This is a genomic window from Pseudomonas sp. PS01299, assembly GCF_029960145.1.
GTDB lineage: Bacteria > Pseudomonadota > Gammaproteobacteria > Pseudomonadales > Pseudomonadaceae > Aquipseudomonas > Aquipseudomonas putida_A.
Genome location: NZ_JASCPO010000086.1, coordinates 1 through 23,623, shown reverse-complemented (window position 1 = coordinate 23,623; position 23,623 = coordinate 1). Strand labels below are relative to the sequence as shown.

At 57.8% G+C, this 23,623-nt stretch carries 28 protein-coding genes and 1 tRNA gene; 15 read left to right on the top strand and 14 right to left on the bottom strand.

Going from position 1 to position 23,623, the window contains the following annotated elements:
* Positions 1 to 192: 192 nt before the first annotated feature.
* On the top strand, positions 193 to 651 hold the full coding sequence (locus tag QMX91_RS16555; protein WP_139055574.1) for a hypothetical protein: 459 nt from the start codon (positions 193 to 195) through the stop codon (positions 649 to 651).
* A gap of 150 nt (positions 652 to 801) precedes the next feature.
* Here the strand turns inward: QMX91_RS16555 and QMX91_RS16550 are convergent, their stop codons facing one another.
* The 3 genes from QMX91_RS16550 to QMX91_RS16540 are packed head-to-tail and all read right to left on the bottom strand — an operon-like array spanning position 802 to position 2,481.
* Positions 802 to 1,158 (bottom strand): hypothetical protein, encoded by a 357-nt coding sequence (locus QMX91_RS16550; protein ID WP_139055573.1) that lies wholly within the window; start codon positions 1,156 to 1,158, stop codon positions 802 to 804.
* A complete protein-coding gene (locus QMX91_RS16545; RefSeq protein ID WP_139055572.1) occupies positions 1,143 to 1,925 on the bottom strand; it encodes a hypothetical protein in 783 nt (260 codons plus the stop codon). The genes QMX91_RS16550 and QMX91_RS16545 overlap by 16 nt, the downstream gene beginning before the upstream one ends.
* 10 nt (positions 1,926 to 1,935) lie before the next feature.
* Positions 1,936 to 2,481 (bottom strand): PAAR domain-containing protein, encoded by a 546-nt coding sequence (locus QMX91_RS16540; RefSeq protein ID WP_139055571.1) that lies wholly within the window; start codon positions 2,479 to 2,481, stop codon positions 1,936 to 1,938.
* A 441-nt stretch (positions 2,482 to 2,922) separates the two neighbouring features.
* Between QMX91_RS16540 and QMX91_RS16535 the strand changes: the two genes are divergently transcribed.
* The 3 genes from QMX91_RS16535 (at position 2,923) to QMX91_RS16525 (ending at position 6,583) form a co-directional block, all read left to right on the top strand.
* Positions 2,923 to 3,285 carry a DUF6124 family protein gene (locus QMX91_RS16535; RefSeq protein ID WP_282413061.1) on the top strand — a complete coding sequence of 121 codons (363 nt, stop codon included), beginning with the start codon at positions 2,923 to 2,925 and terminating at the stop codon, positions 3,283 to 3,285.
* A 447-nt stretch (positions 3,286 to 3,732) separates the two neighbouring features.
* Positions 3,733 to 5,667 (top strand): methyl-accepting chemotaxis protein, encoded by a 1,935-nt coding sequence (locus tag QMX91_RS16530; RefSeq protein ID WP_282413060.1) that lies wholly within the window; start codon positions 3,733 to 3,735, stop codon positions 5,665 to 5,667.
* Between the two features lie 208 nt (positions 5,668 to 5,875).
* Complete coding sequence (locus tag QMX91_RS16525) at positions 5,876 to 6,583, top strand: EAL domain-containing protein (RefSeq protein WP_256662032.1); 708 nt, start codon at positions 5,876 to 5,878, stop codon at positions 6,581 to 6,583.
* A 59-nt stretch (positions 6,584 to 6,642) separates the two neighbouring features.
* Here the strand turns inward: QMX91_RS16525 and QMX91_RS16520 are convergent, their stop codons facing one another.
* The 3 genes from QMX91_RS16520 to QMX91_RS16510 all read right to left on the bottom strand — a co-directional run bounded on the left by QMX91_RS16520 (position 6,643) and on the right by QMX91_RS16510 (position 10,340).
* A complete protein-coding gene (locus QMX91_RS16520; RefSeq protein WP_098964680.1) occupies positions 6,643 to 8,058 on the bottom strand; it encodes an amino acid permease in 1,416 nt (471 codons plus the stop codon).
* 145 nt (positions 8,059 to 8,203) lie between these two features.
* Positions 8,204 to 9,256, bottom strand: a complete 1,053-nt coding sequence (locus QMX91_RS16515; RefSeq protein WP_282413059.1) for an ornithine cyclodeaminase — start codon at positions 9,254 to 9,256, stop codon at positions 8,204 to 8,206.
* Between the two features lie 49 nt (positions 9,257 to 9,305).
* Complete coding sequence (locus QMX91_RS16510) at positions 9,306 to 10,340, bottom strand: histone deacetylase family protein (RefSeq protein WP_282413058.1); 1,035 nt, start codon at positions 10,338 to 10,340, stop codon at positions 9,306 to 9,308.
* Positions 10,341 to 10,459: 119 nt separating this feature from the next.
* Between QMX91_RS16510 and QMX91_RS16505 the strand changes: the two genes are divergently transcribed.
* Together QMX91_RS16505 and QMX91_RS16500 are read left to right on the top strand one after the other, a co-directional pair.
* Complete coding sequence (locus tag QMX91_RS16505; protein WP_282413057.1) at positions 10,460 to 10,960, top strand: Lrp/AsnC family transcriptional regulator; 501 nt, start codon at positions 10,460 to 10,462, stop codon at positions 10,958 to 10,960.
* Between the two features lie 180 nt (positions 10,961 to 11,140).
* Positions 11,141 to 11,356, top strand: a complete 216-nt coding sequence (locus tag QMX91_RS16500; RefSeq protein ID WP_098968434.1) for a hypothetical protein — start codon at positions 11,141 to 11,143, stop codon at positions 11,354 to 11,356.
* Positions 11,357 to 11,494: 138 nt separating this feature from the next.
* On the opposite strand, the gene QMX91_RS16495 is transcribed toward QMX91_RS16500, so the two are convergent.
* Positions 11,495 to 12,280, bottom strand: coding sequence for a transporter substrate-binding domain-containing protein (locus QMX91_RS16495; protein ID WP_282413056.1), 786 nt, complete (start codon positions 12,278 to 12,280; stop codon positions 11,495 to 11,497).
* A gap of 76 nt (positions 12,281 to 12,356) precedes the next feature.
* Entirely contained in the window at positions 12,357 to 12,827 is a 471-nt protein-coding gene (locus QMX91_RS16490; protein ID WP_282413055.1) for a hypothetical protein, read from the bottom strand.
* Positions 12,828 to 12,992: 165 nt separating this feature from the next.
* Between QMX91_RS16490 and QMX91_RS16485 the strand changes: the two genes are divergently transcribed.
* The 5 genes from QMX91_RS16485 (at position 12,993) to QMX91_RS16465 (ending at position 17,349) form a co-directional block, all read left to right on the top strand.
* On the top strand, positions 12,993 to 13,658 hold the full coding sequence (locus QMX91_RS16485) for a ribonuclease T2 (protein WP_027611510.1): 666 nt from the start codon (positions 12,993 to 12,995) through the stop codon (positions 13,656 to 13,658).
* Positions 13,659 to 13,793: 135 nt separating this feature from the next.
* On the top strand, positions 13,794 to 14,291 hold the full coding sequence (locus tag QMX91_RS16480) for a PAAR domain-containing protein (protein WP_098964676.1): 498 nt from the start codon (positions 13,794 to 13,796) through the stop codon (positions 14,289 to 14,291).
* A 3-nt stretch (positions 14,292 to 14,294) separates the two neighbouring features.
* A complete protein-coding gene (locus QMX91_RS16475; RefSeq protein ID WP_098964675.1) occupies positions 14,295 to 15,023 on the top strand; it encodes an alpha/beta hydrolase in 729 nt (242 codons plus the stop codon).
* The gene (locus QMX91_RS16470; protein WP_097088632.1) at positions 15,020 to 15,544 is read left to right on the top strand and encodes a hypothetical protein; all 525 of its coding nucleotides are present in this window, start codon (positions 15,020 to 15,022) and stop codon (positions 15,542 to 15,544) included. The genes QMX91_RS16475 and QMX91_RS16470 overlap by 4 nt, the downstream gene beginning before the upstream one ends.
* Positions 15,545 to 15,780: 236 nt before the next feature.
* Positions 15,781 to 17,349, top strand: a complete 1,569-nt coding sequence (locus tag QMX91_RS16465; RefSeq protein WP_210559002.1) for a sensor domain-containing diguanylate cyclase — start codon at positions 15,781 to 15,783, stop codon at positions 17,347 to 17,349.
* A gap of 92 nt (positions 17,350 to 17,441) precedes the next feature.
* Here the strand turns inward: QMX91_RS16465 and QMX91_RS16460 are convergent, their stop codons facing one another.
* Both QMX91_RS16460 and QMX91_RS16455 read right to left on the bottom strand, forming a co-directional pair.
* Entirely contained in the window at positions 17,442 to 17,741 is a 300-nt protein-coding gene (locus QMX91_RS16460) for a hypothetical protein (RefSeq protein ID WP_096796939.1), read from the bottom strand.
* A gap of 90 nt (positions 17,742 to 17,831) precedes the next feature.
* A complete protein-coding gene (locus tag QMX91_RS16455; RefSeq protein WP_134786882.1) occupies positions 17,832 to 18,416 on the bottom strand; it encodes a GNAT family protein in 585 nt (194 codons plus the stop codon).
* Between the two features lie 127 nt (positions 18,417 to 18,543).
* Between QMX91_RS16455 and xth the strand changes: the two genes are divergently transcribed.
* The gene (gene xth / locus QMX91_RS16450; protein ID WP_096796937.1) at positions 18,544 to 19,338 is read left to right on the top strand and encodes an exodeoxyribonuclease III; all 795 of its coding nucleotides are present in this window, start codon (positions 18,544 to 18,546) and stop codon (positions 19,336 to 19,338) included.
* Between the two features lie 100 nt (positions 19,339 to 19,438).
* Positions 19,439 to 20,266: an arylamine N-acetyltransferase gene (locus QMX91_RS16445; RefSeq protein ID WP_225135684.1), complete on the top strand. Its 828-nt coding sequence runs from the start codon at positions 19,439 to 19,441 to the stop codon at positions 20,264 to 20,266.
* 2 nt (positions 20,267 to 20,268) lie between these two features.
* Here the strand turns inward: QMX91_RS16445 and QMX91_RS16440 are convergent, their stop codons facing one another.
* Together QMX91_RS16440 and QMX91_RS16435 are read right to left on the bottom strand one after the other, a co-directional pair.
* Positions 20,269 to 20,601 carry a BrnA antitoxin family protein gene (locus tag QMX91_RS16440; protein ID WP_247842873.1) on the bottom strand — a complete coding sequence of 111 codons (333 nt, stop codon included), beginning with the start codon at positions 20,599 to 20,601 and terminating at the stop codon, positions 20,269 to 20,271.
* Between the two features lie 3 nt (positions 20,602 to 20,604).
* Positions 20,605 to 20,889 (bottom strand): BrnT family toxin, encoded by a 285-nt coding sequence (locus QMX91_RS16435; protein WP_225135682.1) that lies wholly within the window; start codon positions 20,887 to 20,889, stop codon positions 20,605 to 20,607.
* A gap of 253 nt (positions 20,890 to 21,142) precedes the next feature.
* Here QMX91_RS16435 and QMX91_RS16430 point away from each other — a divergent pair, with 253 nt between their 5' ends.
* Entirely contained in the window at positions 21,143 to 22,669 is a 1,527-nt protein-coding gene (locus QMX91_RS16430) for a nucleobase:cation symporter-2 family protein (protein ID WP_282413054.1), read from the top strand.
* 122 nt (positions 22,670 to 22,791) lie between these two features.
* Here the strand turns inward: QMX91_RS16430 and QMX91_RS16425 are convergent.
* Positions 22,792 to 22,867: transfer RNA gene (locus QMX91_RS16425), tRNA-Asn, on the bottom strand.
* A gap of 227 nt (positions 22,868 to 23,094) precedes the next feature.
* Between QMX91_RS16425 and QMX91_RS16420 the strand changes: the two genes are divergently transcribed.
* Complete coding sequence (locus QMX91_RS16420; RefSeq protein ID WP_003226459.1) at positions 23,095 to 23,325, top strand: hypothetical protein; 231 nt, start codon at positions 23,095 to 23,097, stop codon at positions 23,323 to 23,325.
* Here QMX91_RS16420 and QMX91_RS16415 read toward each other — a convergent pair.
* Complete coding sequence (locus QMX91_RS16415) at positions 23,322 to 23,522, bottom strand: hypothetical protein (RefSeq protein WP_003226457.1); 201 nt, start codon at positions 23,520 to 23,522, stop codon at positions 23,322 to 23,324. The two genes, QMX91_RS16420 and QMX91_RS16415, sit on opposite strands and share 4 nt — an antisense overlap.
* Between the last annotated feature and the right edge of the window lie 101 nt (positions 23,523 to 23,623).

Here is a 23,623-nt window from a genome sequence, read left to right as displayed (position 1 = left end):
GGCATTGGCGGTTCTGGATTGGGTGGGGCTGGGAGGTGGGGGAGTTTATCAGGAATGGGGGACGGACGGGTTTGGTAGCTGGCGGAGGTCTATGCTCAAAAATTAGCCAAGCATTGGGGGAATGCTTGGCAGTAATAAATCTACCCCCTTTTAATTGAAGAACTGATCGAAAACGATCACAAAAGGACGCTCATGAGCGGTAAATTTCGGATCAGCGTTGGTACCATCATTGCTCTTTTGACGCTTTCTAACAGCGCGCTTGCTGATAATTGCGAGTCAATCCTTTCGAAACTTTATGCGGAGCGTCACTTAACACTGGATAGGCAAACCGGAGGCAAACAGACAACGCACTTTCGTGATGGGCGATACATGACTTTGTCTCTTAGCTGCGCAACCGGCCTACCGAATGTTGCGATCTCATGGGACGGTCCGACCCCGGATCAGCAATTCTATGATCTAGTAGGAAGGGCAGGTAGTTTGGTTTCGACACGATCAGCCGCCGATATTATGAAATATTCGAAGCAGTGTAGGGCGCGGGCGCTTAATGATAGCGGAGAGATCGCTACGGTTGAGCAGAGAGGAGTTGCAATTGAGTGCCAAGCTTTCGTTCGTGACGGTGGTGGGACGATGATTTATATATTCTCCAAGTGAGGTCCGCTTTTTTGAGCGTTCCTGTCTAGACTTTCTGATCGTCCTTGCCGTTTTTGAACGGATCTTCGCTAAGGGCCTCTAGCGAAATTTGATTGTTTGTTGCAGGTGATAAGTTGGTCTGCTTTTTGGTACTGCATTCCTTTCGGGTTGTTAATAATGAGTTTCTATATTGTGCCAAATATATTTGTATCTGAGTTTTAGCCATTTTACCAATAGGGAGTTTAGCTGGCTCTTCATCCAGTTATGTTTCTTTGCGTTAAGCATTTTTTCAATGTCGCTTTCCAGTTCTTCTCTATTGAAACAAAGCCAGATAGTCGGAAGTGTGCTTTCAAGGTTGGAATGACAAACAGGCGCCACTTCTTCAAACAAAATTCGCTTGATTTCGTCTCTATCAAATTCTTCTGTCTGCCGCGCAATCGCAGCGTAGTCGACTTCGTTATCAACGAATGCGTCTGACAATGCCCAGCGAATATCCGCTCTTTGTTGCTTTGTCATAGCGCGTCCCATTTAGAAAATTCCTCCAACTCTTCATCAAAGGTATCAGCAACAACGCTACCAGCGATGCCTCCTGCAATACTGCCTGCCAATACGATTGCTACAGCACATGCAATGGCACCAGGCCCGCAAAATGCGGAAACGCCCAAACCCGCTAACCCACCACCCGCAGCACCACCGCCGATGATGATTCCTTGTCTGGCTGTTTCCTTCACTTTGTTGTCAGCATTCATAATTTCATAAACGGCGAAGGTGGCGGTTACCAATAAACCGACTTTTCCCATAACTCTTAATTTCTTGGTTCCCCTACTTACCGGTGCGTTGTCCCGACCTGCTGAGTCAAGAATCTCATAGTAAACTTTGCTTTTTTGTTCTGGAGTAAGTTTGCTGTACTCCACTTTTGCGGTTTTTAGTGCGTATTTATCCAGCGTTTCCTGAAGCGTTGGAGGAAGTTTCTTTTTTCTCTCGGCGAAGGCAACGCCTTGTGCCGAAGTGTATTTTCGGTGTTCCAACAAAATTCTGTTTCGCATCTCTTGGCAGAACGCAGCTCCTTCTTTAGCGCTGAGCCTTCCAGCAGCGACTTCGGCTTTTGTTTCCACTGACATGCGTTTGATGTTGTTCATGTAGTTGGTGCGTACTTTTGCATCCGATATAGCGTCTACAGAAAATCTTGTAGCAGCACCTTCCATTCCCGCAATGGCCATATCCAAGGGCGAATTTTCGAGCGCGTGTGCTTTCTGGACAACGTAGCTTCCCGTGACGAGCAATGGTTCAGTCATGAAAAAAACCTTATTTCAAAGAAGCGTTGAATAATGTATCGAAGATCGAATCAGCGGCCGATTCCTCTTGTGTACCGAATTCAAGCTTGTGACAAATTTTCCCGGGGATATTGAGAAATTTCACAGTGTTGGCGTTATCAAAAGCGCCTGATAGGGTAGTTCCGTCGTCAAAGTGTGCGGTGCAACTCATGCCCTGATATGACTCCTCCCCTGGGATATTGAAGCTGATCCAACCAGGGTGAACGATGATAGGGGTAGGGGCTGTAAAGGGAGCTGGTGTATGGGAGTCACCGATGATCACTGTTCCCGATCCACCAATCACAACGTCTCCATGCGTACCAGTGGTGCCGACAAGCGCGGCATTTTTGCCATTGATGAACACTGTCCCTGAAACCGCTGAAGCTAATGCGCTGCCACAAGTGCAAGCGTCGCCTTTTCGAGCAGCCGCAAGTCCGTCGAAGAATACGTCGGGGGAACCGGAAGCGATTGCTTTGGGGCCGTGCCCAGGCATTGGGCAACTGGTGGGATCGGTGATGCGTGCGGCTGGCTTTGCCATGTTTGACTCCCTGTCAACGAATGAACCGGTGCCGACTCTATCAGACTTGTTTGGACTCGTGCCTTGGTACAGCGCCTTCAATTTAAACGGTTGAGATTCAGTCTGTTTAAGATGAGGTTGTCCGTACTACCTCAGCCCTACACCACCTTGCGCCTCCCCCTACACCTAAGACAGAATCCGCCGGCTTGTACGTCTAGACCGTGGGTTCTATCGTTCTCGGGTCACTGAAAACCAGTGATCGGGTTTGGTAGCCCGCGTGTTAGATGTACAGCGTCACCATCACCGATCGTATTTGCGATCGGGGTTTATGGTGGTCATGTACAGGGCGTCTTCGGGCGCGCCGGCTCCTAACACCCGGTCTACCAACCTGTTCATGGCCGCCACCCTTCGTTTGGTAGCGAAAGGGTGAAGCCTTCACTAAAAGTGTTAGGAGTTTCATCCATGATCAAACCAACACCCAACCCACCCGAATCCAACCCCGCATCCCCCTACGAATCCCTCGATTCCCGCAAACTCCACGAAGCCGCCGAGCGCGCCCTCGATCACTACCTCACCCCGGCCAGCCAGATCATGGCCAGTGGTGATCAATCCAGACCGATGTTCCTCGCCAACCCGGCCTACGACACCGAATCCCTGCTCGCCAACGCCAGTGAATCCCTGGGTTCCGCCACGACCATGCTCAACGATTTCGCCGCGTTGCTGGATGTCTCGCACCGCAAGACGCTGCTGGGCATTGCGCAGGTGGTGATGTTGGGGGAGTTGGCGGTGAATCAGGCGTTGGATAACGTCGAGCTCAAGGCGTAGATGGCTGCCCTCCGTGGCGAGCGGCGAGCTTGTGTTCGCGGAGGGCGTTCTGTCGATGCGCAAAACAACCGGCCAAAATGGCGTGTTTCAGCCTGTTTTTGCAGCAATAGCGATGTGCCACAAAAAATGATGGCAATGCGTCATCACGCGCTCAAAAAAGTTCAACGATTATACAAAAATATAAAGTTGTACAACTTTTCCCAAAATTTATAGCATCCGTTCCAACACCTTTGCTGAAACGATAAATCCAGCGTCAGTCCTGGATTTGTCCGCTGGTGCGTGGGCCGTCGGTACGGCTTTTCGCGTCAGGTTGTTACAGCCGGGTCAGTGGAAGCTGCCCGTATTTCGCCCAGGACGACGACCCCGAATATGAGCGGTAACTCCGGTTATCAGAGATCTACTTTTTGTGCCTGACGATGAATCGCGTCAGGGCGTTAGAGGCTGAACATGGCAGAAGCATCGAATTTCCTGGGCAACATCAAGGTTTCCCGAAAGTTGGGGGCCGGGTTTGGCGTTCTTTTGCTGGCGGTGGTGGCGGTGGCCTTCATTGGCTATAACAGCAGCAATGTGCTGGTTGATCGCCTGGGTACCACGCGTTTGATCGGTACGCTCAACGATGCGACGCAGGATATGCGGCTGTCGGAGAAGCAGTACGAAGCGGCGGCGGATGTCGCTTATGCCGAGGCTTATCAGTCGCAGCTGACGGTGTTGCAAGGGCTGATCGCCAAGGCGTTGCAGACCCTGACGCGGGCGGAAAACCAGCAGGCCTTGAAGCGTTTGCAGGACACCACGCTGGCTTACGATCAGCAGGTCAAGCGTTTGGTCGAGGCGGACAAGGCGACCAGCGATGCGCTGAAACCGTTGGGAGCGATGTCAGACAAGTACGCCGAGACCTTCAACAGCATGTTCGAGAGCACCACGGTCAGCGCATTGGCATCTGCCGACAGCGCGCGGGTGGCGGACTTGCGCACGGTGGCAGATCTGCGCAATGGCATGACGATGTTTCGTCTGATGTTGCGGCGTTATATCGCGGTGCCGAGCGAGGCCAACAAGAAGGTGCTGCTGGACACCACCGATGCGTTTCTGGCCGATATGAGCAAGGCGCGCAGCGGTTTGCCGGCGGCTCTGTCGAGTCAGCTTGAAGAGGCGCAGGCCGGGATGCGCCGTTATCGCGAGGTGCTGGTGCAGGTGGCGGCTCTGTTCGAGCAGAAGCAGAGTCTGCGTCAGCAGGTGGATCAGCAGAGCCAGGCGATGGACAGCATCATGACCGGCCTGATGGACACTCAGCAGCGTCTGGCGCGGGACGATCAACAGCGTGCGTTTATCCAGATTGCCGTGCTGACGGTGCTGGCGCTGGTGGTCGGTCTGTTGGCTGCGGTGCTGATCTCGCGGCAGATCACCGGGCCGTTGGCGCTGACGGTGGAGCTGGCGCGACGGATTGCCAAAGGCGATCTGACGGTGCAAGCCAAATCCAGCCGCAAGGATGAGTTGGGCGATCTGCAAAACGCGATGCAGGACATGGCGCAAAGCCTGAACACGCTGGTGCAGGGGATCGGTAACGGTGTCACGCATATTTCGACATCGGCGGAGAAGCTCTCGGCGATGAGCGAGCAGACCAGCGCCGGTGTGCGTCAGCAGAAAGTCGAGGTGGATCAGGTCGCCACGGCGATGCACGAAATGGCCTCGACCGTGCAGGAGGTGGCGCGCAACACCACCGACGCATCTGCCGCTGCGACCCTGGCCGATCAGCAGGCGCGTCACGGCAGTGCAGTGGTCAAGCAGGCGACCGTGCAGATCAGCGAATTGTCGGTGGCGATCGAAGACTTGGGCGCGGCGATGAACGTACTGTCTCAGGACAGTGAGCAGATCGGCAAGGTCATCGATGTGATCAAGGCAGTCGCCGAGCAGACCAACTTGCTGGCGCTGAACGCGGCGATTGAAGCGGCGCGGGCGGGTGAGCAGGGGCGTGGTTTTGCCGTGGTTGCCGATGAAGTGCGGTCGCTGGCGCAGCGCACGCAGGATTCGACCAAGGAAATCGAAGCGCTGATTGTCACCCTGCAACAGGGCACGCAAGCGGCATCTACACTGATGACATCCAGCCGTGAGCGTACGCTGGACACGGTGGTGCTGGCGCAGAAGGCCGAGCAGGCGATTACCGAGATCAACCATTCGATCGGCACGATCCAGCAAATGAGCCTGCAGATTTCCGCCGCCGCCGAGCAGCAAAGTGCAGTGGCCGATGAGATCAATCGCAGCATCGTCAGTGTGCGCGATGTGGCCGATCAGTCGGCCGTCGCCAGCGAAGAAAGTGCTGCTGCGACCCTTGAGCTGGCATCGCTGGGGCAGGACCTGCAACGCATGACGGCGCATTTCCGCACCTGATGGCATTTCGCAATGAACTTGGCCGGAATTGACCGGTCAGCCTGTATAAGCGGGGGCCGCCAAGCGGCGCCACCCGGTCCGTGCAGTGATTTTTTTCTGGGCCATGGATGGTTGCAACCCGCTCTCAGGGGGCGTCATGACCAATACACCAATTTTCCCCCAGCCCAGCGGGGGGTGCCAAGGATGCCGGCAAAAAGGCGAGGCCGATATGGCGTTCTCCTTTGCTTTCCAGCCGATTGTGGATGTGCGTGATCAATCGACCTTCGCCCACGAGGCATTGGTCCGGGGCGTGCAGGGCGAGGGTGCGCTGTCGGTGCTGCAGCAGGTCGATGACCAGAACCGCTATCGCTTCGATCAACTGTGCCGCGTGCGGGCAATCTCCACGGCTGCGCAGTTGGGGCTCACCGGGTTTCTCTCGATCAATTTCCTGCCCAACGCGGTGTATCGCCCGGACATGTGCATTCGCAGCACGCTGGAGGCGGCCCGCGCACATGCGTTCCCGCTCGATCGGCTGATCTTCGAAGCGGTCGAAGGCGAGCACGTCGAAAGCAACAAACACTTGATGAACATCTTGCGCGAGTACCGCGAGTTCGGGTTCAAGACCGCCATTGATGACTTCGGTGCGGGGTATTCCGGGCTGAATCTGCTGGCGGACTTTCAGCCGGACCTGATCAAACTGGACATGGCGCTGATTCGCGATATCCATCGCGACCGCGTACGCCAGGCGATTGTGCGTGGCGTGGTGGGCATGTGTGCCGAGTTGGGCGTCGAGGTGATTGCCGAGGGCATCGAGCACCCCGAGGAGCGCGATTTTCTCGCCGATTGCGGGATTTATCTGATGCAGGGTTTCTGGTTCGCCAAACCGGCGTTTGAGGCGATGGCGCAGATTCCGGTGGAGGCGTGGCAGCCGATTTGACGGCGGCTGGTCTTTGAGCCTGAGCCATCACGTTGAGGTGACGGCTCAGGCGTGCAGATTCAGCCAAACTGGCTCGCCGACTCAACTGCCGATTTCGTCTGCCTTGAGCGGGTCAACTGGTAAGCAATCGCCAACCAAACGAACCAACCCGGCATGACCATCAAGGCGATCCGCGTGTCAGGTCGCAATGCCAGCAGACACAGCACAAAGCCTAGAAATGCCAGGGAAAACCAGGCCATCGGTACGCCGCCGGGCATCTTGTAAGCCGACTTCGCATGCAGGTCCGGGCGTTTTTTGCGATAGGCAATGTAAGACGCGAGGATGGTCGACCAGGTGAAAATCACCAGAATCGCCGACACGGTGGAGACGATGGTGAAGGCGGTCATCACTTCCGGCACGATGAACAGTACCAGCACCCCAATCAGCATCAGCAGTGTGGTGAACGCCAGACTCAGCAGCGGCACGCTGTTTCCTGACAGTCGCCGGAAGATGCCCGGAGCGTTTTGCTGGTTGGCCAGGCCGAACAGCATGCGGCTCGATGAAAACACTCCACTGTTGGCCGATGATGCCGCCGATGTCAGGACCACGAAGTTGACGATACCGGCGGCCGCGGGAAACCCAGCCACGAGAAACAGTTCGACAAAGGGGCTCTTGACCGGAGACACCTGCTGCCACGAGGTCACGGCAATAATGCAGGTCAGTGCCAGCACGTAGAACAGGATGATCCGCAGCGGAATCGAGTTGATGGCCTTGGGCAAGGTCTTCTCTGGAGATCGGGTTTCAGCGGCGGCGGTGCCGATCAACTCGGTGCCGGCGAAGGAGAAAATTGCCATCTGAAATCCGGCGAAGAAGCCGAACAAGCCGTTAGGGAAGGCCGCCTGTTTATCCACCAGGTGACTCAGGGATGCGGTGACGCCACTCGGGGACACGAAGGACGTGGCAATCAGCACGGTGCTGACGCCGATCAAGGTCACGACGGCAATGATTTTGATGATCGCAAACCAGAACTCCACCTCACCGAACAGCCTGACCGTCAGCACGTTCAGCGCAAACAACGTCGCCAGCATGCCGACGGCGGGTATCCACGCCGGTACCTCGGGGAACCAGTACTGGAAGAATCCACCGACCACGACGGCATCGCCGATCACCGCCACGCTCCAGCTCAACCAATACGACCAGCCGAGAAAAAATGCCGCGCGCGGGCCGAGGTAGGCGCCGGCAAAATCGGCAAAGGTTTTGAAGTTCAGGTTGGACAGGAGCATTTCGCCCATGGCGCGCATGACGAAAAAAACGAACAGACCGATGATCATGTAGATGAGGATAATCGACGTCCCGGAGAGGGCGATGATCTTCCCGGAGCCCATGAACAGGCCCGTACCGATGGCACCGCCCATGGCCATTAACTGGATGTGACGATTGCTGAGCGTGCGCTGCAGCGCGGGCTGTTCAAGCAGCCCGGAAGGATTCGATTTCATTGCAAAACCTCTTGATTTTATGTTTTTGAGTTTTGGCAGAAAGTAGGTGTCGAGCGTTCTTGTTAGAGAGGCAGCGGCTAATCACAGCGATGCCTGGAGAGTGAATGGCCCCCTCGCAAAATCGCTTGGGGGCGGCCCTTACTGCTTAACTGACGGTGCGCAGACGTGAGGCTGTTGCCGGTTGCGGCTCCAGCAACTGGAAGAGATTTTTGATGTTGGCCGGCGTCGGTACCAGGTGGATGCGCTGGCCGATTTGCTGTTGCTGAGCCAGGTCGTTGAGGTAGCGCAGTGACGAAAAATCTTCCAGAGCAAAGCCCACCGAATCAAAGACCGTCACCTGCGTATCGCTCTCGCGGCCGGGCACTTCGCCCTGCACAATCCGGAAAAACTCGACCACTGGAGAGTCGGCCTCCAATTGCTGAATGTCGCCTTCAATGCGTGTTTGCGGCTCGAATTCGACGATGACCCGGGCGTTGCGCAGGATGTCGGCGTGCAGTTCGGTTTTACCCGGGCAGTCGCCGCCGACCGCATTGATGTGCATGCCGGGTTCGATCATTTCGGGCGTGAGAATCGTTGCGTAGGCTTTGTCGGCGGTGACTGTGGTGACGATATGCGCACCCTTGACCGCGTCCTTTACCGAGTCGGCCAGAATCACTTCGATCTGCGGAAACGCCGCCAGGTTGTGCTTCAACTTGAGCGAAGCGTCGCGATCAATATCGAAGATGCGGATTTCGCTGATGCCCAACATTTCATGAAAGGCGAGCGCCTGAAACTCACTCTGCGCACCGTTGCCGATGATCGCCATCGAGGTCGCACCCGGGCGAGCCAGCGACTGCGCAACCAGTGCCGAGGTGGCAGCGGTGCGCACGGCGGTGGTCAATGTCAGTTCGCTGAGCAGGGTCGGATAGCCACTCTGCACATCGGCCAGCAGCCCGAAGGCCATGACGGTCAGCAAGTTGCGCTGACCATTGTCCGGATGGCCGTTGACGTATTTGAACGAGTACTGCTGGCCATCGTCGGTGGGCATCAGCTCGATCACGCCGTCTGCCGAGTGGTTGGCCGTGCGCGGCGATTTATCAAATTGCGCCCAGCGTGCGTAGTCCGCTTCGATGTAGCTCGCCATGTCGCGGATGGCCCGGCGGATGCCGACCTGGGTGAACAGGCGTGCAGCATCATCGACATCAATAAAAAGCGTCATGTTGTTGTTCTCCGATTCAGTCATTCAAAGGCCGCAGAGCGGGGATGGTTCAGCTGCGTTTACTCTCGAAACCATGCAGCACGTTCACCGCATTGATGCCGATTTCATCGACCATGTAGCCGCCTTCCATCACGAACAGGGTGGGGCAGCCGACACTGGCGATCAGCGTTCCGATGCCGATGAAGTCCTCGCTTTCCAGCAGGAAGTGGCTGATGGGGTCATCCTTGAACGTGTCGACACCCAGGGATATCACCAGCACTTCAGGTGCGAACTGCTGGAGCTTTTTGCAGGCGTGGAGCAGGGCGTTGCGGTAGCTCTCCCACGTGGTGTTTTTCGGCAGCGGGTAGTTGAGGTTGTAACCCTCGCCGACACCCGCGCCGACTTCGTGGCTGTAACCTGAAAAGTACGGGTAGGACACCGCAGGTTCACCGTGCAGCGAGACGAACATGACGTCGCTGCGCTGGTAGAAAATGTTCTGGGTGCCGTTGCCGTGGTGGAAGTCGACGTCGAGCACCGCGACACGTTTGGCGCCTTGGGTGATGGCCTGCTGCGCGGCAATCGCGGCGTTATTGAGATAGCAATAACCGCCCATGTATTCGCGCGCGGCGTGATGGCCGGGCGGGCGGCACAGGGCAAAGGCGCTGTCGTGGCCTTCATCGATCAGTTCGAGTCCGGTGAGGGCGATATCCGCGCTGGTTTTCACCGCTTGCCAGGTTGTGGCGGTGATGGGCGAACCGGCATCCATGGCATAGAAGCCCAGCTTGCCGTCGATGAACGTTGGCACTTGCTCGTTGCCCAGATCGCGTACCGGCCAGACCAGGGGCAAGGCATCGTGCGTGCGTCCGGTTGCGCACCATTCGCTCCAGGCACTTTCGAGAAAACTGACGTAGCGCTCACTGTGCGCGTTGACGTAGCACGAGCGGTCAAACGCACGCGGTTCGACGATTTGCCCCAGGCCGACCTGTTTGACGCGGTTGTGCACGGTATCGGCCCGACTCGGTTGCTCGAATGACGGCTTGAGCACGCCGTCCTTCAATTCGGTGCCATGGTGCAAACGGTGGGAATCACTGAAAACTGTAAACATTCTGCGCATCCGTTAATGTGAGCCAGTGCAAATATTCTGTTCCGGCTGACCTGCGCTTTCTTTGCTTTGTTTTCTTGATTAAGTAGATTAATCGGGCGTTCTTACTCAGGATTGGCGTCATGCAGAAAAAATCATCCAAACGCATCAGTCTCGACGAGACCGACCTGGCGATTCTTGAGTTGTTGCAGGAAGACGCCAGTATTTCCAACGCTGAACTCAGTGAGCGGCTGTCGTTGAGCCTTACGCCTTGCTGGCGGCGGCGCAAAAGAATGGAGGAGGCCGGGGTGATCAAGGGCTATCAGGCCAACCTTGATCGGCGAATGCTCGGGCTGGACATCATGGCGTTCGTGCACATCCGTTTTTCCGCCCACGCCGATCACGCGCCGGACGCCTTCGAGTCGGTGATTGCGCAACTGCCCCAGGTGCTGTCCTGTCACAAGATCACCGGCGATGCCGATTATGTGTTGCAGGTGCTGGCCGAGGATCTGGATAGCTACAGCGATTTCATCGAGCAGGTGCTCAGGCGCCAAGTCGGGATTGCGTCCATCCAGTCCAGCCTGGCGTTGCGTGAGGTCAAGACCAGTAGCCGTATTGCGATACCCAGACCGGGAAGGGAATGAGCGGGCCGGGGGCGTTTTTCCAATGGGGTGACAGAATCTTTTGCGGCGTTGTCGGCAGACCAGCCGATTGCCGCAGCCCTGGATTCTGAACCCGCGCTGTCGATCAGCAAAATTTCATCTTGCCGGGCGCCGCTTAGGCCTAGGATGCTTGCACAAGATCATCCCAAGGGGAGCCGTATGATGCGCACCAATGTCGTCAAAGTGCTGTTGATCGCTGCAGCTGTCTCGGTATTGAGTGCCTGTTCGGGCTCCGGTGGGCTGACCACCACCAGTTGTTTCTCCTCGGATTGCCAATCGCCGGAGGGTCGCACAAATGCAACGACCCTCAAATTCGGCGGTAACAGTATTGGTAGCAGCTTGAACCAGTACAGCTCCGGGATGTTGCACAACGATTGATAGAAATAGAACCTGAACCTGTGGCGAGGGGATTTATCCCCGATGGGTTGCGAAGCAACCCCCGCTTTTAAAACAGCGGACTGCTGCGCAGCCCAGCGGGAGCAAGCTCCCTCGCCACAAATGTTTGTGCCTGGAAGATTACTGCGGCAGCGCCAGCCACTCACCAATGACCTTCTGATAACTGCCAGTGACTTTGCTCAGATGCAGCCACTGATCAACGTACAGTTTCCAGCTGATGTCATCGCGCGGCAGCAGATAGGCTTTCTCCCCATACTGCATGTACTGGTGCGGATTCACCGCGCACAAACCCGGTTTGAGTTTCTGCTGATACAGCGCTTCCGAGGCGTCGGTGATCATCACGTCGGCCTTGTTATCGAGCAGTTGCTGGAAGATCGTCACGTTGTCGTGCAGCGCCAGTTGCGCCTTGGGCAGGAAGGCATGGACGAAGGCTTCGTTGGTGCCGCCCGCCGGTTCAACCAGGCGCACGTTGGGCTGGTTGATCTGTTCGATGGTCTGGTACTTGGACTGATCGGCACAACGCACCAGCGGGATCTTGCCGTCGCTGTCGAGGGTGTTGCTGAAGTAGGCTTTCTTCTGCCGCTCCAGCGTCACCGAAATGCCGCCCATGCCGATGTCGCACTTGCCGGCCTGCATGTCCGGCATCAGGGTTTTCCAGGTGGTTTGCACCCACTCGACTTTCACTCCTAGGCTGTCGGCCAGCGAGCGCGCCATGGCGATGTCGATACCTTCGAATTCGCCGTCGGGACGCTTGAAGGTGTAGGGCTTGTAGTCGCCGGTGGTGCAGACGCGCAACTGGCCTTGTTGCTGGATGGTGTCGAGGTGCGACGGTTGCTCGGCGGCCTGAGCGCTGAAATTCAGCGCGAGCAATGAACCGAGCAAGAGCAGTTTTTTATTGATGGGCATGTCTGTCGGGCTTCAAAGGGATCGGAGTGAGAAGTTAACCACGTTCTAGGCGCTGATCCCTATGGTCAGTTCGCTGTCAGAGGCCGAGCCCTTCCTGCACCACCTGCAACAGATTGTTCTCCGTCAGCGCAATCGCATCCAGTTCTTGCCCGGTTTCCACCGTTTGCAACCACCAATGGCTTTCATGATGTTCATCGACGGTGCGCAGCAGATAGGTGTTGCGCTCGGGCAGGGTGATCTGCACGCGGCCGGCGCCGTCCTCGGTAAACCGTGCGATGGGATCAAAGGTCAGGGTTTGCCGGTTGGCTTCGATCACCAGTTGGTCGATCGCGTAATGGTGGCTTTCGCCATCCGGTGATCTCTCGCAAACGTGGGTCGGATTGCGGCGGATTTTCAGGCCCACTTCAGTGACGGGTTGCAGCCAGGCCTCGATGCGGTGGTACAGATCGTAGACCTGCGCCGGCCAGCAATCGATCTCCAGCGCGGCATCCGCATGGGTGTGCCGGGTTTGCTTGAGTTTGGCGGCGAGTTCGTCTGCTTTACTCATTTCGGATCCCTTGGTTTGATGTCTGCCTGTTAATCGTAGACCGTTCAACGGGGTGTGGCGTTGCCTTGCGTCATGCGCTTGCAACACAAGCATGGCGAAATCAGCGCTGGCCAAGTCTGGTCAGCATCAAAAACCACGGACGCAGGCGTCCCAAGGAGCGGGTACATGAAAAAGCTGTTTACAATTCTGGCGCTGATCGCGCTGACGGCCGGTAGCATCGGCCTGAGTTCGGCGCGTCAGTCGAACGCCAGCAAGGTACAAACGGAAGCGGTAGCGGGGCAGTTCGATTACTACCTGCTGACGCTGTCCTGGTCGCCAACGTTCTGCCTCACCCACAAAGATGACGTGCAATGCTCCGGCAAGGGCTACGGCTTCGTGCTGCACGGCTTGTGGCCGCAATACGCCAACGGCGGCTGGCCGGAATCCTGCCCACCGCTGACCACGTTGTCGGCCGCGGAAACCACCAAGGGCCTGACACTGTTCCCGACCAAGAAACTGCTTGACCACGAATGGTCCAAGCACGGCACCTGCAGCGGCCTGGGCGCGATGGGTTATCTGGACGAAGCGGACAAAGCAGTTGGCGCGGTGAAAATCCCGCAGGAGCTGCAACCGTTCAGCAGCTCGTATTACTTCGAAGCCCAGGAAATCGCCGACCTGTTCCGCAAGGCCAACCCGGGGATCCCGGCCAATGGCATCGCGGTGATCTGCAGCGGCCCGGAGCTTTCGGAAGTGCGGGTGTGCATGGGCAAGGATCTGCAGTTCGGCGCGTGCGGCAAGGGCGTGAAGACGCAGTGCCGGGCGGGGGATATTCGGGTGCCGCCGTCGCGTTGATGTGAGTGGTTGCACGAATGAAAAAGGCGCCTCGATCGGGCGCCTTTTTTTGCCTGGAGGTTTGAAGCAACCGGAAAATTCACGCATGCTTGCGCCCCCCCAAAGGATGACCCGCAACACTGCAAGGAGCTGTTCATGAGCGGAAAACCCGCCGCCCGCGTCACCGATCCAACCGCCTGCCCACTCCCGGGACATGGCACCAATCCGATTGCCAGTGGCTCGCCGAATGTGAATTTCGACGGATTGGCGGCTGCCCGAATGACCGATAAATCAGCGTGCGGCAGCCCGATTACTGGCGGCGTTTCCTCGACGGTGTTTATCAATGGCTTAAACGCCGCGACCCTGGACAGCACCGGTGGGCACGGCAATGTGGTCATTGGCGGGTCGGGCACGGTCATCATTGGTGACACGGTAACAGCGGCACCTTTCAGTGGATTGCTGCCGATGCCGGTGCATTTCACGGACAAATTGAAACTGGTCAATGACGTGACCGGTGAGCCCATGACCAATCATCCCTACGTGATCCAGCGCGCAGACGGGCGTCTGGAGCACGGGGTGTCTGACGCTAACGGGTTCACCCACGAAGTCAGCTCGCACCTGCCTGAAACCATCAAGCTGTTTTTGGAGGAGTGAGGCATGGCCGCTGAAACAGTAACGTGCGCGAAAGGCAACAATTACAAGCTGCACAAGGAACATGCGCTGACGGACAAGAAGGATGTCAGTGACAAGCCTGTGCCGGTGGAGAGTACCAAGGCGATTGTTGTTTTCGTCGGAGGCGCTGGGGATAAGGAACGTTATTATTTTTCGGGGCCTTATGGAAACATCCAAGAGGCACGGAAGGACTTTGATGAGCGCACGACAAGCTTGGCAAAGGAGGGTAAATATAAGTCTGAGTGGCTGGGCTATAACGAAGTCAGAGGAAAACAGGATATTCAGCGACATGTCTTGAGTCTGATCCCCTACAAGAGCTGTCCTGTCTATATCGTGGGTCATAGCCTCGGTGGGTGGAACGGTGCGCATCTGACAAAGATCATGTCGGAATGGGGTTACCGGATTCAGATGCTGATTACCCTTGATCCCGTGGGTGAAGGGGCCCTGGTCTGGTTGGGGTCGGATATTTATCGCGAACGCCCCGATCCAATTGCTGCCGACTGGATCAACATCAAAGCGATGCCAACTAAAAGAGATTCGTCAGATGGGGTCGCTGATTTTGGTGAAAAGTGGCTTATCTCCTGTGGCCCTTCATTGAACGTCAATATAGACACTAATCATGCAAATGCATTGGGGTTGTTTACTGCCCGTATCGCGGGGAGCAAATCGGCAGCCGATATGCTTTTTGACTCAATCATGAAGGATTTTCCATGATGTACAGGGTGCTCATTTGTTGCTTGCTCGCTATTTGCTCAGGTTGTGCGAAAGACCACACAAAGCCTCCCGCAAACCTGAACTTCGAATCTGTGGAAAGAGAAAAGTCGCTGCTATACATCATCCGGTATCAGTCGGACGTTGATGTGTTGGATCTTTTTGATCGCGGGGAGCGAGTTGGGATGATTTCGGGCATGCTTCATTGCGCATTGGCGGATGATCATGATTTCTCAGTAGGCAAAGCCATACAGTTCTCCGCATCCGGTTTGATACGATCGGAAAAAAATGAAAACAACAAGGGAAAGTTTTCCTACCTTACTCGCGCATTCCTCAGTGAAACTTCCAGCAACCGAAGTTCTGAGAGAAATCTTTCAGTAACAGAACTGAATCAACTCCTCGCGAACAAACAACAAATCCCCTGCAAAGTCGTCGTCACCGCGTACGGCTATAAACCCTACTACTCAAACACCATGAACCTGCCAGTCGCGGATCTGCTGCGCGAAATCAACAAACCCCGATAGGCGTAATCGGTGCCCCACGCGATCGCCCTGCGCAGATACGCGAGGGCGATCACCCGCAAAACCACCACCGAAAATAAATCGACGTGCGGAGGTCATCCAAATCCCTTGCGCGCCGATACAGCGGGGCAGGCGTGTGTTGGCGGGGCGGGTTTGCTGTGCGCACCCCGCTGGGCTACGCTCATGAAAAGTAAGGGTTTCGGGCTGCGGCCCCTGTCGTACCTGCCCAGGACACGTTTTTGCCAATCCCCATTCACGACCCCCATCAAACTCCCGGCACGCTTAAACGCCTGCCGCTGCGCAAGGCGGCAGCGCTGTTCATCGTTGCGGTGTGTCTGTGCCTGTCTGGCTTGCTCTATCTGCAACTGGAGCAGACACGGCGTCAGGACCTGGCGAACGCGCAGATCGCTTCCACCAACCTGACCCGAGCCATGGCGCAGCAGGCGGAAGACACGTTTCTGGCCGCCGACCTTGTGCTCACCAGTCTTGCCGATTGGGTTGAGGACGATGGTTATGGCGCCGCGCAGCGACCACGTCTGCAAAAAACCTTCGCGCGTCGGGTGCAGCAACTGGAGCAGTTGCACGGCATGTTCCTGTTCGATCGCGAGGGCCAGTGGGTGATCACCTCGTTCCCGGACCTGCCCCGTGGCAATGGCGTCGCCGACCGCGAGTACTTCAGGTTTCACCAGCAGAACGCTTCTACCGTGGCGCACATCGGCCCGGCGATTCGCAGCCGCGAGAATGGCGAGTGGATCATCCCGATCTCGAAACGCATCAACGACCGCGCCGGCAATTTCCAGGGCGTGCTGATGGCCGGGATCAAGATGGCGTACTTCGACCGGTTCTTCAAAAGCTTCAGCCTCGATGACAACGGCATCATGTTTCTCGGACTCAAGGACGGCACGTTGCTGGCGCGGCGACCGTTCGACGAAGGCCTGATCGGTTCGTCGCTGGCGCAAGGCAGGATCTACCAGAAGCTGCTGCCCGAAGCCCCGGCCGGCACTGCGATGATCAAGTCGGTGGTCGACGGCGTGGTGCGCTTGTACGGCTACCGCCAGTTGGCGGCTTACCCGCTGGTGGTAGCGTCCGCCTCTTCGCGCGACACGATTCTCAAGGGTTGGTATGAGCGGGCCTTTCAGTCCAGCGTGATTGTGGCGCTGGTGATTCTTGGCGTCGGCCTGTTCGGCTGGGTGTTCATTCATCAGGTGCGTGACGGCGAGCGAATCGAGAGAAACCTGCGCAAGGCACAGCGCACACTGGAGCAGATCGCGACCCACGACAGCCTGACGGGGCTGGCGAATCGGCGCCTGTTCGAGCGTTCGCTGGAGATTGAGTTTGCCCGCGGTGCCCGACAGTCGAGTCCGGTCGGCCTGATCATGCTCGATATCGATTTCTTCAAGCGCTACAACGATGCCTACGGGCACGTGGCAGGGGATCACTGCCTGACTCAGGTGGCGCAGGTGTTGAAGAATTGCTGCCAGCGCAAGGCTGATCTGGCGGTGCGTTACGGTGGCGAGGAGTTTGCGGTGTTGCTGCCGGACACCGACATAAATGGCGTACTGGCGATCGCCGGGCAGATTCGCCGCAGTGTGATGGATAAACGCATTACTCACAGCGGTTCGCCCACCGGATACCTGACGGTCAGTCTGGGTTGCTACTCATTTATTCCGAGCGGCAATGACAGCCTCGAAGTGTTTATCCAGCGTGCTGATGCGGCGCTGTATCAGGCAAAAAATGCCGGGCGCAATCGCGCGGCGGTGTTGTCGCTGGAGGAGGGGGTTGCCGAGTTGATGCGGTCGGATCGCTAAAGCCTCCGCGCTTGATCTGTGGCGCGGAATCAGATTCCAGCGCCACAGATTCATGCCTTCATGCCGGATCACCAGCGGTCACGCTTGTTCGTTCAGCTGCCTGTGCCACCACCGGCACCGCCAGTTCCGCCGCCGGCCGAACCAGTGCCGCCCCCCGCTCCCGATCCAGAACCCATGGTGCCACTGTTGGTGCCGGTACCCTTGCCGGCGCCATCGGTACTGTCACCGTTTTTCGGAGCGCCGGGGGTGCTGTTGGGTGGCATGTTGGTGCCGCTTGTAGCACCGGATTTGGTGCCGGAGGCATCCGCCCCGTCATTGGCGGCAAAGGCGCCGACCGAGGCGGTGGCCAGCAGCCCGGCGAGCAACAGGGAAGTCAGTTTGCGCGTTGTCATGGTACGTCTCCCAAAAAGGTTCGGTTACCTGACTTTGGTCTGACGGCCGCAGCTGTTGGTGCCGATTGGCTGACGGGCGGTTGTCGAGCCTCAGCCTCGATCCTCAGCCAGTTTCTGCTCCAGCACCTGCCGCACCTGCGGCCACTCGTCATCGATGATGCTGAAACGCACCGAGTTACGCTTGCGGCCGTCGGGCATGATCCGCTCGTGGCGCACGATGCCTTCCTGTTGCGCACCGAGGCGCAGAATCGCGTTGCGCGACTTCTGGTTGTTCTCGTCGGTGGTGAACTGCACTCGCACGCAGTCGAGCACCTCGAAAGCGTGACGCAACATCAGGTATTTAGCTTCAGTGTTGACGAAGGATTTCTGCCAGCGTGCCGAGATCCAGCTGCTGCCGATTTCCAGCTTGCGATTGAGCGGGTCGATCTTCCAGAACCGGGTCGAGCCGATCACTTCGCCGCTATCCTTCAACACGATCACAAACGGCATGACCGTGCCGGCATCACGGCCGTCGAGGGCTTTTTTCAGATAGCTGTCGATGGTGCTCGCCGACGGCACCACAGTGACGGTGAGGTTCCACAGTTCGCCGTCGGCGGCAGCGCGGAGCAGGGCGTCGGTGTCGCTGTACTGAAGTGGACGCAGGAGGATGCGCGGGCCTTGCAGCGTGGTGAGCATGGAGGCGAGTCTCGGCAGTTCGGGGCAGTGACGAGCGCCTATTACGCCGCAGCCGGTTGATCCGATGCAACCACCGCCGTTAGCACAGGGTCACAAATTTCACACCTTGTTCGCCGGAGCCTGGACGATGAAAAACCTGCGGATCGCCACATTCAACGTCAACGGCCTGCGCGCACGCCTGCCGAACCTGCTGGCGTGGCTCAAGCGCGAGCAACCGGACATCGCTTGCCTGCAAGAGCTCAAGTCAGTCGACAGTGCATTCCCGGCCGCCGAACTGGAAGCCGCCGGCTATGGCGCAATCTGGCACGGGCAGGCGTCGTGGAACGGCGTGGCGATTCTCGCTCGCGATGCGCAGCCGCTGGAGAGTCGCCGCGGTCTGCCGGGCGATCCCGAGGACAAGCACAGCCGTTATCTGGAGGCGGCGGTGCACGGTGTGTTGGTCGGCTGTCTGTACCTGCCCAATGGCAATCCGCAGCCGGGGCCGAAGTTCGACTACAAACTGGCCTGGTTCGAACGCTTGATCCGCTACGCCAAGGATTTGCAAAGCAGCGATCATCCGGTGGTGCTGGCCGGTGATTACAACGTGGTGCCCACCGATATGGACATCTATAACACCCGGTCCTGGCTCAAGGATGCGCTGCTGCAACCCGAAAGCCGCGAGTGTTATCAACGGCTGCTTGATCAGGGCTGGACTGATTCGCTGCGCCATCTGTATCCCGACGATCGCCTCTACACCTTCTGGGATTACTTTCGCCAGCATTGGCAAACCAACTCCGGTCTGCGCATCGATCATCTGCTGCTCAACCCGGCACTCAGCCCGTATCTGCACGAGGCCGGCGTCGACGCCTGGGTGCGCAACGAACCGCACGCCAGCGACCATGCGCCGACCTGGATTCGCATCGGTTCGCGCAAGCGTCGGTAGCGCTGATTGGCGAAATCAATTGTCGGAGTCGGGACCCGATCCCGTATACATGTCGGCCAGCGGCGCAACGATCCGCGGCCACATGCAAAAGGACTGAGCAATGAGCGAGCCACGTCTGGCGAATCCGACGTTGTACCTGCAACACCTGGGGTTCGACATTCCACCGCCCCCCACACTGACAACCCTGCGGCAGTTGCAGTTGCGCCACACCGGCGTCTTTCCCTTCGAGAACCTGTCGACGATCACTGGCGCGCCGGTGCTGATCGATCTGGCCTCGGTCGAACAAAAGGTTCTCCACGGTGGCCGGGGTGGTTACTGCTACGAACTGAACAATCTGTTTCTGGCGTTATTGCTGGAGCTGGGCTTCGACGCCCGTGGCATCTCCGGGCGTGTGGTGCTGGCGCAACCCGAAGGCACGTGGACGGCGCGTACCCACCGCTTGAGCCTGGTAATCATCGATGGCGAGCGCTACATCACCGACGTCGGCTTTGGCGGTATGGTGCCGACCGCGCCGCTGCTGCTCGATACCGAGGCTGAACAGGCGACGCCGCACGAGTCCTATCGCATCGAGAAACAGGCCGATGGTTACATGCTGCGCGCCAATGTCGCCGGCGAATGGCGCGCGATGTACCTGTTTGATCTGCAACGCCAGGAAGACATCGATTACACCCTCGGCAACTGGTACGTCTCGACCCATCCCGAGTCACCGTTCGCCAAACGGCTAATGGTTGCGCGCACTGGCGATGGCTGGCGGCGGACCCTGAACAACGGCAGCTTCGCGATTCATCACATGGGCGCCGACAGCGAGCGGCGCGAGGTGGCGGATGTCGATGAACTGCTTGAAGTGCTGGAGCAGGAATTCGGCCTGCGCGTGCCTGACCAGCCGCATGTGCGCCAGTCGCTGGCGCGGATGCTTGTACCGGCCTGATCTCAGGGCTTGGCCTCCGGTTCCAGTACCCGGCGGATTTCCCCGACCGCCGCCGACAGCTTTTTTTCCAGACTCTTGAGGTCGGCGGCGGTGATGCCTTTCTTGAATTGCCCGGAGTGGTGCGGCTCGACGTCTTGCGTTTTGCTGCCAGCCTCCAGCAGGGCATGGCGCAGAGTGTTGTTGATCACGGTCTGATAACCGAACCCTTCGTTTTCCGCCACGCTGCGGGCGGCTTCGATGACGGCGTCATCGAGCATGATGGTGATGCGGGTCTTGCCCTTGGTGGGCGCCAAGGCTCCCCGTTTGCCCTGCGAGAAGTCGTATTCGTCTTTCATCGTTCAAGCCTCCTGAAAATAAGCGCAACGCTCGCTCGGTGTGGCGACACGTGCAGAAATGATTCGTACGACGTTGGCTTCGCGATAACTGTACGCAACCACCAGCAAACGTCCTTTGCCATCGAGACCGAGGGTGATCCAGCGTTGTTCGTCATGGTCGTTGTCCTCGATCGTCAGCGCGCGTTCGTCATGAAAGACCGGCTCGGTCTCGGCAAGGCTGACGCCCCTGTGCTTGAGTTTGTTGGCTGCGTTCTTGCTTTTGTCGTACTGAATTTCCAATGACTTCATTATGCATACTTTATATGTATAAAAAAGAGCGCCAGTGCACCGCTGGTCGCCATGAACAATTCAGCCTAGTGCGATAAAAACCGGGGGCAGGAGGGGATGTGTTGCCGGATTTGTGGGAGATGGAGGTGGCGAGATAGAAGCTTGGGTGGCTACCTATCCATTATGTGACTGGCAAGTTGTATACAACTCTATGGACATTTGTCCCGAGTATTGAATACAGTGTGCGCATAACAAAAACCAGGGAACCCCCCACATGAAAACGCCCCATGTTTCACACCAACGGCCCGAGGACGAAAATCTCGGGGTCGGCGCGAATATGGCTTACGGCCTGCAACATGTTCTGACCATGTACGGCGGTATCGTTGCGGTGCCACTGATCATCGGCCAGGCGGCCGGGCTGTCGCCGGCGGACATTGGTCTGTTGATTGCTGCTTCATTGTTTGCGGGGGGGCTGGCGACACTGCTGCAAACCCTGGGTCTACCGTTTTTTGGCTGTCAGTTGCCGCTGGTGCAGGGCGTGTCGTTCTCCGGTGTGGCGACCATGGTCGCGATTGTCAGCAGTGGCGGGGAGGGCGGCTTCCAGTCGGTGCTGGGCGCGGTGATTGCCGCGTCGTTGATCGGCTTGCTGATCACCCCGGTGTTCTCGCGAATCACCAAGTTTTTCCCACCGCTGGTAACCGGCATCGTGATCACCACCATCGGCCTGACGCTGATGCCGGTGGCCGCGCGTTGGGCCATGGGGGGCAACAGCCACGCGCCGGACTTCGGCAGCATGCAGAACATCGGTCTGGCGGCGGTGACGCTGGTGCTGGTGCTGCTGTTGAGCAAGGTCGGCAGCTCGACCATCTCGCGGCTGTCGATCCTGTTGGCCATGGTGATCGGCACGATTCTGGCGGTGTTCCTCGGCATGGCCGATTTCTCCAGTGTCACCCAAGGGCCGATGTTCGGCTTCCCGACGCCGTTCCATTTCGGCATGCCGACCTTCCACTTCGCCGCGATCCTGTCGATGTGCATCGTGGTCATGGTGACCCTGGTGGAAACCTCGGCGGACATTCTGGCGGTCGGTGAGATCATCGGCACCAAGGTCGACTCCAAACGCCTGGGCAACGGTCTGCGCGCGGACATGCTGTCGAGCATGTTTGCCCCTATCTTCGGTTCGTTCACCCAGAGCGCCTTCGCGCAGAACGTCGGGCTGGTGGCGGTGACCGGGATCAAGAGCCGTTATGTGGTGGCTACCGGGGGCATCTTCCTGGTGATTCTCGGGCTGCTACCGTTCATGGGCCGGGTGATCGCGGCGGTGCCGACTTCGGTGCTGGGCGGCGCCGGTATCGTGCTGTTCGGGACGGTGGCGGCGAGCGGGATTCGCACGTTGTCGAAGGTCGATTACCGCAACAACGTCAACCTGATCATCGTCGCCACCTCGATTGGCTTCGGCATGATCCCGATTGCCGCGCCGAACTTCTACGATCATTTCCCGAGCTGGTTCGCGACCATTTTCCATTCGGGCATCAGCTCCTCGGCGATCATGGCGATCGTGCTGAACCTGACCTTCAACCACTTCACGGCCGGCAACTCGGACCAGCAGTCGGTGTTTGCCGCAGCGGAAGAGCGCACCCTGCGTTATCGCGACCTGGCGGCGCTGCGTGAAGGCGATTACTTCAGCGACGGCAAGCTGCACGATTGTGATGGCAATGAAGTGCCGGTGATCGAGGTCGATGCCGATCATGACCACGGTCACGGTACGCCGAAGCCCCAAGTGAAGAGCAGCGAACACGTCTGATCGCTGAATGCATGAAAAGGGCCGATCTGTTGTGAGACAGATCGGCCCTTTTCGTTTCGCAGCAGATTTTCCATCGCCCACAAAAAAGCCCCTGAATCTTTCGATTCAGGGGCTTTGCTATTTGGCTCCACAACCTGGACTCGAACCAGGGACCCAATGATTAACAGTCATTTGCTCTACCAACTGAGCTATTGCGGAATTGGTGCGTATGTTACTGATTCAAAAAGAGAAGTCAAGCCTCGGGTGTAAATTTTCTGCGTTCGGCAGGACGGACGGTGTTTTGTCAGCGATTGGCGGTTACCAGAACCGCCTCACAGGTCTACCATGGCTGCCCGGAAGTGGTCACACGCGCTGCCGGCCATTCGCCAAAAGGTACGCGCCATGATTCAAACCGTTCTGATTTCTCTTTCACGCGAGGTGTTCGTATGAGCGTCACGCAGATCAGCCTGCCCAAAGGCGTCGGCCCGCACGCCGAAAAACTCTTCGACGCGATCACCCAGGCCAGCACCGCTGAAGAGCTGAACCGTGCTGGCGGCAAGGCCGAAGGGTTCGTGCTCGGCCTGGAAAGCACCAAGGCGATCAAAAGCCAGATCGCCGAATCGCTCTACGTCGCGTATGACGATGCGGCCAGTCAACGTGCGACGGAACTGGCTTAACCGCCGAAAGTGATGGTGCCGAGCATCAGTTTAGCATAAGCCGCGGTGGCGGCCAGTTGCACCAGCCACAGGGCCAGGCCGCCGAGGAAGACGCCCGCTGCGACTTGCAGCACCAGGCTTTTGTCGCGTTTGGCCGTGGTGCGGGGGATGAAGTCATCCAGGTCGTCTCGGTCGGCGCGCAGGTTGTCGTTTTTCATGTTGTCTCTCTTCAGAAATCTCGGGTGTACACAAAACCTGTAGGAGTGAGCCTGCTCGCGATAGCGGTGCGTCAGGCAGTGCAGCCTCAACTGATCAGACG